This window comes from Streptomyces sp. SID10853 (genome assembly GCF_010548145.1).
Taxonomy (GTDB): Bacteria; Actinomycetota; Actinomycetes; order Streptomycetales; family Streptomycetaceae; genus Streptomyces.
Genome location: NZ_JAAGLN010000049.1, coordinates 1 through 12,933, shown reverse-complemented (window position 1 = coordinate 12,933; position 12,933 = coordinate 1). Strand labels below are relative to the sequence as shown.

The window sequence follows — 12,933 nt, the reverse complement described above, 5'->3', positions numbered from 1 at the left end:
GGGTCGCGTCGCGGAGGCCGGCCAGGAGGTCAGTCCCTGCTCTCGATGTCCGCGGTCACCGTTTCCCGGAGTGTGGCGACGACGGTGTCGAAGCAGGACGCGAAGTCCGACTTCCCCTGTGCGTCGATCCATTGGGCGAACGCGTTCCGGAAAGCGACCGTGGCGATCCGGGCCACGAGATCCGCCCGGCCGGGATCCACGCCACGCTGCCCGAGCGCGTCGGAAACGGCAGTGGCGACCGCGGCGAGTTTGGTGCGCTCGCGCTCCTGGAGCTCCGCGCTGCTGTCGATCACCGCACGGCGTTCGGTGGCGTGACCGACGTCGACGTACGCCGTGAGCTGCGCGCCGGCCCGGGCGATGCCGCCGAGTGCCGCGGTGAGCGGGGGTGCGGACCGGTCGGCGGCCAGCACCGCGTCGGCCGCCACTGCGGGCAGCCGTTCGGAGCCCGCGAACAGGACTTCCCGCTTGTCGGGGAAGTAGCGGAAGTACGAGCGGCGGGTGATCCCGGCGCGTTCGGCGATCCGTGTCACGGTCACGCTGTCGTACCCGTGCTCCCTGTAGAGCTCCAGCGCGGCCTCGGTGAGGCGCTCTTCTGTTCCGGGGTCCCATCTGGCCATGGTCCGACGATAGCAAGCGATGTCTCACTGTGTCATCGGTGCTAGCCTGGGTGATGACACAGTGAGACATCAATAGAGGCCGGGTGCGGGGATGGCCGGTCGCGGCGGAGAGGAGTCCTGATGACACAGGACGTACCGATGACGCAGAACGCGCGGACGCATGAGGTGTGGGTCCTGGGTGCCACCGGCCGGATCGGCCGTGCGGTCGCCAAGCGCCTCACCGCGCGGGGAATCACGCCCGTGCTGGTCGGGCGGGACCGCGAACGCCTGCGCCGGGCCGGAGCGGATCTCGGCCAGGGCGACGACGGGAAGATCGTCGTCGCCGGCACGGCGCAACATATCGCCGCTGAGATCATGCGGGACCGGCCGCTCGTCGTCGTCAACACCCTTGGCGACTACGCCGGAACGGCCACGCTGATCGCCCGCGCCTGTATGCCGGGCGGGCACTATGTGGACATGGCGGCCGACCTGTCCGCCCTTCCCCGGCTGCTCGCCGTGGAATCCGACGCGACGGCCGCCGGCAGCACGCTCGTGACCGGCGCGGGGTTCGGCGTCCTGGCGACGGAGGCTCTCGTCGCGAAGCTGTGCGAAGGCCGGCCCACCCCCTCCCGGGTGCGCGTCGACGCCCTGGCCTCCGTGGCCACCGAAGCCGGCGTCGTGGGCGCCTTCGCCGCGAGCACCGTCGATGTGCTGACCACCGGCGGGCGCCAGTACAGGGACGGCCGGCAGGTCGGAGCGCGGCTCGGCGCGAACCCGCAGCGGCTCACCCTTCCTGACGGGCAGACGGTGAAGTCCGCGGGTGTCCCGTCGGGTGAACTCCTCGCCGCCCAGCGGGCGAGCGGAGCGCCGTCCGTCACCGTCACCTCCGCCCTGGCCCCGGCCTCGCCCGTCGTGCGAGCCGCACTGCCCGTACTCGGCGCGCTGTTGTCGGTCCCGGCCCTGCGGCGTCTCGCGGTCCGGCGGGTGGCCCGGATCCCCGTCAAAGCGGCCCCCCGGCCCCGACAGCACTCCTGGGGGCACGCGGTCATCACCTGGCCCGACGGCACCCGCCGTGAGGGCTGGCTGCGCGCGGACGACGGGATGGACTTCACCGCCGACGTCGCCACCGAGACTGCTGTCCGGCTGGCCCGCGGTGAGGCCAGGCCCGGCGCCTTCACTCCGGCGGCCGCCTTCGGTCCCGGCCTCGCCACCGCCGCCGGGGGCGAGTTCGTCCTCGACTGAGGGCGTCGTGTTGGCCGTGCCGGACGTGCCCCCGCGGCGCCGGCAGTGCTGCCCGTGCCGTGGTGGCCGCCCGCGCTCCCCGTACTGTCCATGCGGTCCGCGGTCCCCGTACTGCCCGTGCCACGAAACTTGCCTCCGACCCCTTCTCCATACCGACTGGTCGGTACTAGCCTGCGCGGGGCACGCACCCACTGTGGCGTGCGGCTGACCAGCACGAGGAGGCACGGTGTCGATGTCGCCACCGCCGACGCAGCAGCCGGACACTGCGCGGCCCGCCAGCACGCGCCCCAGAGGTCTGACCCGGCCACGGCTGGAGCGCTATCCCGAACGCGGCGCCCGGTACTGGTACTTGGGGATCGTCGTGCTCGTCACGGTTGTTCTCTATTACCAGCTGTACGTCCAGTACGCGGTGTCGACCGCCATCATCGCCCAGCTCCACATGACGTTCCTGTACTTCGTCTACATATCGGTGGCGGCCAACGCGGTCGGCGCGTTCGCCTCCCTCGTCGCAGGGCTCGCGGACCGCTGGGGCCGGGCCAACATCGTGGTCTACGGCCTCCTGGCCGTCGGCCTGCTCACCACGTTCGTCCTGCCCAACGCGCCGGGGAAGGCGAGCTATCTGCTCAGCTACTGCGCCGTGGCCTTCGTCGAGGGCATGATCCTCGTGGCCACCCCGGCCCTCATCCGTGACTTCTCACCGCAGCTGGGCCGGGCATCGGCGATGGGCTACTGGACCATGGGCCCGATCGTCGGCAGCCTGGTGGTCACCGCGGTCACCTCCCGTACGTACGGGGCGGACACGACCTGGCAGGACGAGATCAGGTTCGCCGGCGTCAGCGGCCTCGTCCTGTTCGTGATCGCCCTGTTCGGCCTGCGGGAACTCGCCCCGGCGCTGCGCGACCAGATCATGGTGAGCGTGCGCGACCGGGCGCTGATCGAGGCCCGCGCCAAGGGCATCGCCGCCGACGTTGCGCTGCACGGCCAGTGGCGTCAGATGATGCGCCTCGACGTCATCGGCTCCGCCGTGGCCATCAGCCTGTATCTCCTCCTGTACTACGCGGCCGTCGGCAACTTCGTCGTCTACTTCGCCACGGCCTTCGGCTACTCGGCGCAGCGCGCCAACGCCCTGCTCGACTGGTACTGGGGGGCCAACGCGATCGCCCTCGTGGTGGCGGGACTGCTCTCCGACCGGCTGCGGGTGCGGAAGCCGTTCATGCTGCTGGGCGGTCTCGGATCGATCGGCTTCACCCTGGTGTTCACCCTGCACGCCACCCAACCGCACACCGGCTACTACACCTTTGCCCTCGTCCTCGCGGGCATCGGTGTGACCAGCGGCATCGCCTACTCCCCGTGGATGGCGAGCTTCACCGAGACCGTCGAGCGGCACAACCCGGCAGCCACCGCGACCGGGCTCGCGGTCTGGGGCTGGATCGTACGGATCACGGTGGCGCTGTCCGCCGCCTGTGTCCCCCTCGTGGTGAACACGGTGACACCGCTGATCGAGCACGGCGCGGAGGTCCAGCACGCCTCGGTCCAGGCGGCTCCCGCGCTGGCCATCACCCGTGCCCACCCGAAACTGTTCGCCGAACTGGACGCGTACGCACCAGGCAAGGTGCCCCCTTCGCTGTCGGCCCGCGCGCAGCGGGAGGTCGGGGCCGACCGGCTGAACACCGTGCGGAAGGCGGCGCCGCAGCTGAAGGTCCTCCGCGAGCACGGCCCCGAAGTGGCACGGGCCGGCGCCGACAACGCCGGTAAATGGCAGACCTGGTGGTGGGTGTGTCTGGCCGGTCAGGTGCTGTTCCTGCCGTTCGTCTTCGTGATGACCGGACGGTGGCGGCCCCGTGACGCCCGGCGGGATCTCCAGGATCATGAGGAGGCGGTGGCCCGTCAGGTCGCCGCACTGCGGCAGAGCCCTCAGAGTTCGCAGAGTCCCGAGGGCTCGCGGAACCCTCGGATCAGTTAGTCACCCAGAGCAGCCCTCGAAGTCCCGGGAAAGCAGGAGCGTATGACCGTCCCCACCGCACTGCACGCGCTGACCGCACTGGAGCAGGCCGCCGCCGTCCGCAAGGGCGAGGTCTCTCCGGTGGACCTCGTACGGCACCATCTGGCACGTGCCGAGGAGTACGACTCACGGTTCGGCGCCTTCATCACGCGGACGCCCGATGCGGCGCTGTCCGCCGCGGCCGCTCGGCAGGACCGGCGCCCCGGCGAGGAAGCGCCGTCGGCCCTCAGTGGTGTCCCGACCGCGGTGAAGGACCTGGTGGACACCGCCGGCGTCCCGACCACGTACGGATCGAAGGCATTCGCGGCACATGTGCCGTCGGCCGACGCGCACAGCGTCACCAGGCTGCGCCGTGCCGGGACGATCAGCCTCGGCAAGACCAACACCCCCGAGTTCGGCTGCTGCTGCTACACGGACAACGACCTGGTGGGCCCTGCCCGTAACCCCTGGAACCCGGCCCTGTCCGCCGGGGGCTCCAGTGGCGGTGCGGCGGTCGCCGTGGCGCTCGGGCTCGTCCCCGTCGCCCATGCCAGTGACGGCGGTGGCTCCATCCGGATCCCGGCGAGTGTGTGCGGGCTGTTCGGGATCAAGCCCTCGCGGGGGCGGGTGAGTTCGGGCCCGGCGGGGGCGGAGGTCACGGGGCTCTCCGTGCAGGGGCCGCTGGCCCGCTCGGTGCGTGACGCGGCGGCCCTGCTCGATGTGCTGGCCGGGCCCGAGCCGGGGGACCCGCACTGGGCGCCGCCGCTGCCGCCGGGCGAGACGTTCCTCGGCCACGCCGGACGCGCCCCCGGGCGGCTGCGCATCGGCCGGTACGCGACACCCGCCACCGAGGGTGTCCCCGTGGACCCGGAGTGCCTGGCCGCCTGGGAGCACGCCGCACGGCTGCTGGAGAGCCTCGGGCACATCGTGGAGGACATCCCGACGCCATTCGGCCCCGAGCTCACCGGCCACTTCGTGAACGCCTGGGGTGTGCAGTCGCTCGGGCACCCCCTGGACGCCGAGCGGGAGGCGCTGCTCAGGCCGGTGACGCGGGCGTGGCGGGAGTACGGAAGGGGCGTATCCGGCGAGCAGTTCGCCGCCGCGGTCAACGGAATGCACCGGGCCACCCGCCGTGCCGTCGGGGCGACCAGCCAGTACGACGTCGTCCTCACGCCGACCCTGGCGACGCTGCCGCAGCCCGTCGAGTTCTTCGACGAGTCCGGTGATCCGCTCGAAAACCTCTACCGCCAGGCCGCGTTCAGCGCCTTCACCAGCCCGTACAACATGACGGGCCAGCCCGCGGTCAGCATTCCGCTGTACTGGACCGCGGATGAGGGGATCCCCGTGGGCGTCAGCCTGGTGGGCCGTCCCGCGGACGAGGCCACGCTCATCGCGCTCAGCGCCCAGCTGGAGGAAGCCTGCCCCTGGCGGGACCGGTACACGCGTCTGCAGGCACCGGCGTGAGGCGCGGCCTGCTCGGTCGCCCCCGTAGCATGCAGGTGTGACCAAGCCGATCGAACTCGTGATATTCGACTGTGACGGCGTTCTCGTGGACAGCGAGCGCATCGCGGTACGGGTGGATGCGTCGAGCCTGGCGGCGCTCGGCTGGGAGCTCAGCGAGGCCCAGATCGTCGAACGCTTCATGGGCCGCTCACATGCCGACATGATCACCGATGTCGAGCAGCACATCGGCCGCAGGCTTCCGGAGGGCTGGGAGGCCGGGCAGCTCCAGCTGTACCGCGAGGCGATGGAGGCCGAACTCACCGCTGTCGACGGTGTGGTGGAGGCCCTGGACCGGATCCGGCTGCCCACCTGTGTGGCTTCCAGCAGTGGCCACAGCAGCCTCCGCCACACCCTCGGTCTCACCGGGCTCTACGCACGCTTCGAAGGCCGTATCCACAGTGCGGCGGACGTGGCCAACGGCAAGCCCGCGCCCGATCTCTTCCTGCACGCGGCGCGGCGGATGGGGTTCGCCCCCGACGTCTGCGCCGTGGTCGAGGACAGCCGCTACGGCGTGCGCGCCGCCCGCGCCGCCGGCATGCGCGTCTTCGGCTACTGCGGCGGGCTCACCCCCGCGGAGTGGCTGCACGGACCGGACACGGTGGTCTTCGACGACATGCGCCGGCTGCCGGATCTCCTCGCCGGGGCCTGAGCCCGGGCCGTGCCCCCGGCCGTGCCCCCGGCGGTGTCCACGCCCCCCGGCCCGCGAAGTCTTCGGCCGGTGCGCCCACGCCTCCTTGACGCCGTATCAGCTCCACTCTACGGTGACCCAGCATCGGTATTACAACGATGCAAACCGGTGATCCGGCGCGCGAAGCGGTCCGCATAGAAGGAGTCCCTCATGCGCACGCAGCCCCACGGAACCGTAAGTCCCCTGCGCATCCTGCGTCTGCTCGGCGTGCTGACCGCGCTCGGGCTGATGCTCGCCGGAACGTACGCCCTGCCGCCCGCCAGAGCCGCCGCCGCGGCCCCGCAGGTGAGCGCCGCCGGGACGTTCCGGAACCCGCTCAACACCGGCCCCGACCCGTTCATGACGTACTGGAACGGGAACTACTACCTGACCACCACGCAGGGCAACAGCATCCGCATGTGGCGCTCGCCCTCCCTCAGTACGCTGCTCACCGCCGATCCCATCACCGTCTGGACCGACAGCGACAGCTCCCGGAACCAGGGCATCTTCGCCCCCGAGTTCTACCGCTTCGGTGACCGCTGGTACCTCTACTACACCGCTGACGACGGCGTCGACGACCACCACCGGATCTACGTCGCGGAGTCCGACGCCGACGACCCGGCGGGCTCCTACCACTTCAAGGCGGAGCTGGCGCCGCCCAACCACGCGGCCGACTTCGCCATCGACCCCGGGATCCTCCAGCACAACGGCCGCCTCTACCTGGCCTACAGCGGCATCAACCAGTACCAGCACAACGGCCTGAACCTCGCACCGCTGTCGAATCCGTACACCGTCTCGGGCGACGCGGTCGCCATCGACGGGGCGGGCGGCTGCCCCGAGGTCCGCGAGGGGCCGGAGTTCCTCTACCGCAACGGGCGCACCTGGATGACCTACTCCACCTGCGACACCGGGAAACCGGACTACCAGATCTGGATGATGTCCCTGCCGTCCGACGCCGACCCGCTGGTACCGGGCAACTGGACGCAGCACCAGGGGCCGGTCTTCTCCCGCGCCGACGACCACGGCGTCTTCGGCCCCGGCCACCACACCTTCTTCCGCTCGCCCGACGGCACCGAGGACTGGATGGCGTACCACGCCAAGACCACATCGGCCAACACCTACAGCGACCGCACCACACGCGCGCAGCGCATCGCCTGGAACGCCGACGGGAGCCCCGACCTCGGCCGGCCGCTCGCGATGGGCGCCACCCAGGATCTCCCGTCGGGTGACCCGGGGCCCGGCGCCTACTGGATCAACGACGACGGCCGCTCCAGCGGGGACGGGACCGTCACCTACACCGGTGACTGGAACTCGGGCACGGGCTGCGCCGCCCAGTGCTTCTGGAACGACGACCACTGGAGCGACGCGGCCGGGAACACCGCCACGTACACCTTCACCGGCACCCGGATCGCCCTGCTGTCCGTCCGTGACACCGGGAACGGCTACGCGGGGCTCAGTATCGACGGCGGCGCCGAACAGCGGCTGGACTACTACGGCGCGATCCGCACCGGGGAGACGCTCCAGTTCCTCAGCCCGCGCCTGCCCTACGGAAAGCACACGCTCCAGGTCCGGGTGACGGGCGAGCACGACGGCCAGTCCCAGGCGTCGTACGTGAGTGTGGACCGGGCTGAGGTCTACGTCGACTGACCTCTGCAGGAAAGAGTTTGACGTGCCATCAGGTGAGGGGTACGGGAACCTCCGGTTCCCGTACCCCTCACCTTCCCGTGCCCCTCGCTTCGCGCCGGGCCTCAGTTCAGGGTGAACTTCTGGGCGGCCGCGCCGTTGCAGTCCCAGATCCGCAGATGGGTGCCGTTGGCGGTCGCGCCGTCGGGGGAGTCGAGGCAGCGGCCCGACTGGGGGTTGAACAGCGAACCGTCGGAGCGCTGCTGCCAGACCTGGCCGCCGACCCCGTTGCAGTCCCACAGTTCGACCAGGGTGCCGTTGGCCGTGCCGTTGCCTTCGATGTCCAGGCAGCGGCCGATGGTGCTGAGGGATCCGTTGGAGTGGTGGGTCCAGTACTGGTCCTCGGCGTAGGACTGGCAGTTCCAGAGCTGCACCGCCGCTCCGTTCACCCCGGTGTCGTCCGCCGCGACATCCACGCACTGGCCGCCGGGACCGGTGATCGTGCCCTGCGGGCCGTTGGGCACATTGGTCTGACCCGAGTAGCCGGCCGCGACCACGTTCGCCTGGACCGCGTCCTCGGCCGCGTCGGTCGGGTAGCCGGAGACCATCACACCCTCGAAGAACGTGCCCATGTTCCGGTTGCTGTTGTCCCCTCCGGTGCCGAGGATGATGCCGCCCTCCTGCTGCATGGGCCGGTATCCGTTCCGCGTCGGCAGTGCGCCGTCCCACTGGGTTCTGAGGCCGCCGGTCTGCGCATCGCCTCCCTTCAACGCGTAGGTGGTCTGTCCGTTGTTCTTCAGCATGGCGGTGACATAGGTGCTGCTGTTGCCGGTGTTGGCCGTGTTGGAGCCGTTGTCGCCCTGGAACATGCCGTTCTCCATGTCGGCCTCGACCCAGGGGCCCGAGCCGGTGCACGGTGCGAAGTAGCACGTGGTGGCGATGGATACGGCGTCCATGTGGCCGTTTCCGGTGTCGGCCGGGGTGCTCTCCGCGTTGCCGTAGTCGAAGCAGCAGTCGGAGCCGACGTGCGTGCCGCTGGCCACCATGTAGGCGCCCTCGGCCTGGCCGTTGACCGCGGTGCCCGACGCCGCACCGTCGGAGCGGTAGCCGACTCCGGGCGAGATCCAGATGCCGTACACCTTGTGGCCGCCCGCCGTGACCGAGAGCTCGGCCGCGTCCGCACCGCGGTCGGCCGCGCCCGCGGTGCCCGCCGGCCCTGGATAGAGGTCGTTGTGGCGCGAGGTCTGGTCGTAGACCTTCGTGATGGCACAGGTGGTGTCCGCGCAGAACGTGTCCTGCGCTGCGGCGTCGGCGTATCCGCCCTGGGAGAGCAGGCCGATGTCGGTCCTGGCGCCGTCCGATGCCCGGGTGACCTGGTACAGGGGGCCGTTGTACGAGGACAGCAGGGCGCGTGTCGTGCTGTGCGCCGCGACGCAGGGGGTGCCGGCCGCGCTGTAGATGTCGCAGGGCAGCGAGCCGGCCGCCTGCGACGCCGCCGGAAGCCCGACCAGGGCGCCGATGACGAGGCCCAGGGCCGCCACGGCCGACAGCAGCAGTCTGCGCAGACGGAGCGGTTGTGGCCGCCCGGTGAAGCGGGGGACGGTTCTCGCGGCGACGGATCTGTCTTCGCGCATGGTGTGCTCCCAGTGGAGTGGTGGGGGAGTGGAGCTCAACCTGCCGATGCGGCACGGGAGTCCACGCCGCTCGACACCTTCGCCGGGAAGCTACGCGCACGGGTCGTCGACGTCAATATTTGTTGCTTTGGTTTTCCTTCCAACCTTGGAACTGGTCAGAATCTGTTGACTTTCGTGGGACGTGAGCGTGTGCGTGGGAGTGGAGGTGATGGCCGCGGCGCGACGCGCGCACCGCGGACTGTCACCGGAGCCGGGGGCGACCGCGAGTACGTTCATGGCGAAATGTCCGCCGTCCCGAGCGAGGTGCGTCCATGCCGCCGGTTTTCGTCTCCACCCTGCTGCGGTGGCTGCTGAGCGCGCATCAGCGCCGGCTCCATGTGCGGGCGTCGCTGTGGGCCGCCGCGGTCACCACGCTGGTGCTGCTGGGCGGGGCGTGGCTGGTGGTACGCGCGGAGGCGTCGGCGCCGCACGCGACCATCACGTCCTTCCCGCTGGGGGTGTGGTGGTCCATCGAGACCGCGACCACCGTCGGGTACGGCGACATGTATCCGGTGACGGCGTGGGGCCGTGTCATCGCCTGTGTGGTGATGCTGGTCGGGATCGCCCTCTTCGGGATCGTGACGGCGGCCCTCGCGACCTGGTTCGTCGGCGGAGCCGCCCGCGGCCTGCGTGAACTGGGCGGCACGCTCAAGCGCGCCGAGCATGTGGGCCGGGAGGACGCATCGGAGGAAGTCAGAGCCCTGCACGAGCGGTTCGACCGGCTGGAGCGCCTGCTGCGGGAGGGTGGCGGCCCCGCAGCACCGCGCTGAGGCCGGCCCGCCCCGCCCGCGCGGCAGCGCGTTGACAGGTCCGCAGCCGACATGGTCACCTACTTGCACACAGCTTGCACCTGCACTTATTAGGCAATAGGGCAGGAGGGGTCTTATGAAGAGGTGAGTCACAGCGTGCCCGTCGACAGCACCCGCCGTGGGTTTCTCGGACTGACCGGCGCCGCCGGAGCGGTCCTGCTCAGCTCCTGCGGGCCGGGCGGGAGTTCGGACGCGGCCCCGCCGCGCCGGGGCGGCACCCTGCGGGCCGTGTTTCCCGGCGCCGGGGCCAAGGAGACACTGGACCCGCACGCGCAGCGCCAGTTCGTGGACATAGCCAGACACAAGGCGGTCTTCGACAAACTCGTGGACCTCGACGCGACCCTGCGTCCCGTACCCCGGCTGGCGCGCAGCTGGCAGCCGAACGCCGACGGCACCGTATGGCGGTTCACGCTGCGGGCGGCCACCTTCCACGACGGTCACCCGCTGGACCCCGACGACGTACTCTTCAGCCTCTCCCGCATTCTCGACCCCGGCGCCGCCGACCATCTGGCGAAGGGCTCGCTCTCCGTCATCGACCTGAAGCGGTCGCGGGCGGTCGGCAAGCGCACGGTGGAGATCACCCTGAAACGGCCGAACGCGGAACTGCCGTCGCTGCTGGCGATGACCGGCACCGCCGTCGTACGGAACGGATACCGCGACCCCTCCCGCCCGGTGGGCACCGGCCCCTTCCGCTTCGGCTCCTTCACCGCGGGCCGTTCCTTCACCGCCCGCCGGTTCGACGACCACTGGGCAGGCGCCCCCTACATCGACGAACTGCACATCCTCTCCGCCGCCACCGAAGCGCGGGCCAACGCCGTACAGGCGGGTGAGGTGGAGTACGCGCACGAGATGACGCCCACCTTCGCCCGGCTGATCCGGGGGAACGCCCGCGTACGGATCGTCTCCGCCCCACGCAGCGGCGCCGTCGGCTTCGCGCTCAAGACCGACCGGCCGCCCTTCGGCGACCCCGACGCGGCGATGGCGCTGAAACTCGTCGCCGACCGGAAGCGCCTGGTCGACGTCGTACTCGGCGGGCAGGGCGACATCGGCAACGACATGTACGGCAAGGGGTACGAGTACTACCCCGCCGGTGTACCGCAGCGCGAGCGGGACGTCGCCGAGGCCCGTCGGCTGCTGCGCCGCTCCGGTGCGCTGAACAAGCGCGTCACGCTGTACACATCGACGGCCGCTGACGGGTTCGTCGACGCGGCGCACCTCCTGGCCGGCCAGGCCGCCGACGCCGGTCTGCGGATCGAGGTCACCACCGGACCTCCCGAGAGCTACTTCACCGACCTGCTCGGCACCGGCATGGTCGGCAGCCACCGCTGCGGAGCGATGCCCATCCCCACGTACATCAGCGAGCGGCTGCTCGACGGCTCACCGCAGAACGCCACGGCCTGGCACCACAAGGACTTCGACCAGGACTTCGCGCAGGCCCAGGCCACCACCGACGAGAAGAAGCGCACCGCGCGGTACGGAGTCGCGCTGCGCACGGTGCGGGACAAGGGCGGCCTGCTGCTCTGGGGGCACTCCGACTGGCTGAACGCCGTGGCGAACCGGCTGCACGGGGTCAAGGGCATGCCCCCCAACACGGTCGACTGGGCGCGGTTCGACAGAGTGTGGCTGGCCTGACCGTGCTGCGCTACACCCTGCGACGGGTCTCGCTCGCCGTCGTCCAGCTGGGGCTGCTGGCCGTACTCGTCTTCCTGCTGACCTCGCTGCTCCCCGGCGACGCGGCGGAGGTCGAGTTCAACGAACAGGCCGGGATGGCGCAAGTGGCCCAGCTGAGAAGCCAGTTGGGGCTCGACCGGCCGCCCTTTGAGCGCTTCGCCGACTGGGCGGGTTCGCTGCTCTCCGGGGATCTGGGCACCTCGCTGGTCAGCCGCGGTCCGGTGAGCGACATCATCACCGGCTCCCTCGGCGCCACCGCCGTACTGGCCTTGGTGACGGCCGCGATCCTCGTACCGCTCGCCATGCTGCTCGGCCTGCTGATGGGGCTCAGGGAGGGCAGCCGGACGGACCAGGCGCTCTCCGCCGTCATGGTGGCGCTCAACTCCGTACCGGACTTCGTGCTGGCGCTCTCCCTGGTGGCCGTCTTCTCCCTCCGGCTCGGCCTGCTCCCCTCCACCTGGGTGGACGTCGGCGCGGGGGATCTGCTGACCAGGCCGGCGCTGCTCGTGCTGCCCGTGGCCGTGCTCCTCGCGCGGACCGTCTGTCTGCTGTCCCGGCAGATCCGCGCGGGCACCATAGCGGCGCTGCGCGCCGACTACACCGTCCAGGCGCGGCGGCTGGGCGTGCCGCGTACCGGGCTCGTCCTGCGGCACGTGCTTCCCAACGCCGCCGTGCCCGGTGTCCAGGAACTGGCCAGGACCGGCGACCAGTTGCTGGGCGGCGTCCTGATCGTGGAAGCCGTCTTCGCGATTCCCGGTACGGCGACCGCGCTGATCGACGCGGTGCAGAGCCGGGACGTGCCGACCGTCCAGGCGCTCACGCTGCTGCTGGCCGCCGTGGCCATGGCGCTCAACATCGCGGCCGACCTGGTGTCCTACCGGCTGGCCCCGCGTACGGAGGTGCTCAGGTGACCCGCGCACTGCGCCCCGCACGTGGCCGCCGCTCCCTGCTCACCGCGGGTGCGGGCCTGCTCCTCGCGATCCCCGTGCTGGTCGCGGTGGTGGGGCCCGTGCTGGCTCCGGTGGTCGCCCCGGCCGCTGGAGGAGCGCCGTACGCGGCCGGGGCCGGTCACCTGCTGGGTACCGACGGCATGGGGCGGGACGTCCTCGGGCTGCTCCTGCGCGGCGGGCGCAGCGCACTCGGTGTGGCCTGCTGCGCGGTCGGGCTC

Annotated in this window: 10 protein-coding genes and 1 pseudogene; 9 read left to right on the top strand and 2 right to left on the bottom strand. The window is 71.1% G+C overall.

The genetic code is table 11. From position 1 onward, the window contains the following. Window positions 1-29: 29 nt before the first annotated feature. The gene (locus G3I19_RS12685; protein WP_164263261.1) at window positions 30-617 is read right to left on the bottom strand and encodes a TetR/AcrR family transcriptional regulator; all 588 of its coding nucleotides are present in this window, start codon (window positions 615-617) and stop codon (window positions 30-32) included. A 120-nt stretch (window positions 618-737) separates the two neighbouring features. Between G3I19_RS12685 and G3I19_RS12680 the strand changes: the two genes are divergently transcribed. The 5 genes from G3I19_RS12680 (at window position 738) to G3I19_RS12660 (ending at window position 7,636) form a co-directional block, all read left to right on the top strand. After that, on the top strand, window positions 738-1,838 hold the full coding sequence (locus G3I19_RS12680; RefSeq protein ID WP_239074224.1) for a hypothetical protein: 1,101 nt from the start codon (window positions 738-740) through the stop codon (window positions 1,836-1,838). 232 nt (window positions 1,839-2,070) lie between these two features. After that, a complete protein-coding gene (locus tag G3I19_RS12675; protein ID WP_164263308.1) occupies window positions 2,071-3,801 on the top strand; it encodes an MFS transporter in 1,731 nt (576 codons plus the stop codon). Between the two features lie 42 nt (window positions 3,802-3,843). Beyond that, window positions 3,844-5,283 carry an amidase gene (locus G3I19_RS12670; protein WP_164263258.1) on the top strand — a complete coding sequence of 480 codons (1,440 nt, stop codon included), beginning with the start codon at window positions 3,844-3,846 and terminating at the stop codon, window positions 5,281-5,283. Between the two features lie 37 nt (window positions 5,284-5,320). Next, window positions 5,321-5,971, top strand: a complete 651-nt coding sequence (locus tag G3I19_RS12665) for an HAD family hydrolase (RefSeq protein WP_164263256.1) — start codon at window positions 5,321-5,323, stop codon at window positions 5,969-5,971. Window positions 5,972-6,238: 267 nt separating this feature from the next. After that, the gene (locus tag G3I19_RS12660; RefSeq protein WP_239074230.1) at window positions 6,239-7,636 is read left to right on the top strand and encodes a glycoside hydrolase family 43 protein; all 1,398 of its coding nucleotides are present in this window, start codon (window positions 6,239-6,241) and stop codon (window positions 7,634-7,636) included. 101 nt (window positions 7,637-7,737) lie between these two features. Here the strand turns inward: G3I19_RS12660 and G3I19_RS12655 are convergent, their stop codons facing one another. Further along, window positions 7,738-9,246, bottom strand: coding sequence for an arabinofuranosidase catalytic domain-containing protein (locus G3I19_RS12655; protein WP_164263252.1), 1,509 nt, complete (start codon window positions 9,244-9,246; stop codon window positions 7,738-7,740). 311 nt (window positions 9,247-9,557) lie between these two features. Between G3I19_RS12655 and G3I19_RS12650 the strand changes: the two genes are divergently transcribed. The 4 genes and pseudogenes from G3I19_RS12650 to G3I19_RS12635 form a co-directional block, all read left to right on the top strand. Next, window positions 9,558-10,055, top strand: coding sequence for a potassium channel family protein (locus tag G3I19_RS12650; RefSeq protein WP_164263250.1), 498 nt, complete (start codon window positions 9,558-9,560; stop codon window positions 10,053-10,055). A gap of 135 nt (window positions 10,056-10,190) precedes the next feature. Then, a complete protein-coding gene (locus tag G3I19_RS12645; protein ID WP_343235081.1) occupies window positions 10,191-11,726 on the top strand; it encodes an ABC transporter substrate-binding protein in 1,536 nt (511 codons plus the stop codon). Further along, window positions 11,714-12,676 (top strand): ABC transporter permease, encoded by a 963-nt coding sequence (locus G3I19_RS12640; protein WP_343235080.1) that lies wholly within the window; start codon window positions 11,714-11,716, stop codon window positions 12,674-12,676. Before G3I19_RS12645 ends, G3I19_RS12640 begins: the two co-directional genes overlap by 13 nt. Further along, window positions 12,673-12,933: pseudogene (locus G3I19_RS12635) on the top strand (ABC transporter permease); the annotation flags it as partial. The gene G3I19_RS12640 and the pseudogene G3I19_RS12635, both read left to right, overlap by 4 nt.

Coding starts and splice junctions, on each gene's coding strand:
- G3I19_RS12685 (WP_164263261.1), bottom strand. CDS start 617: ATGGCCAGATGGGACCCCGGAACAGAAGAGCGCCTCACCGAGGCCGCG.
- G3I19_RS12680 (WP_239074224.1), top strand. CDS start 738: ATGACACAGGACGTACCGATGACGCAGAACGCGCGGACGCATGAGGTG.
- G3I19_RS12675 (WP_164263308.1), top strand. CDS start 2,071: ATGTCGCCACCGCCGACGCAGCAGCCGGACACTGCGCGGCCCGCCAGC.
- G3I19_RS12670 (WP_164263258.1), top strand. CDS start 3,844: ATGACCGTCCCCACCGCACTGCACGCGCTGACCGCACTGGAGCAGGCC.
- G3I19_RS12660 (WP_239074230.1), top strand. CDS start 6,239: ATGCTCGCCGGAACGTACGCCCTGCCGCCCGCCAGAGCCGCCGCCGCG.
- G3I19_RS12655 (WP_164263252.1), bottom strand. CDS start 9,246: ATGCGCGAAGACAGATCCGTCGCCGCGAGAACCGTCCCCCGCTTCACC.
- G3I19_RS12650 (WP_164263250.1), top strand. CDS start 9,558: ATGCCGCCGGTTTTCGTCTCCACCCTGCTGCGGTGGCTGCTGAGCGCG.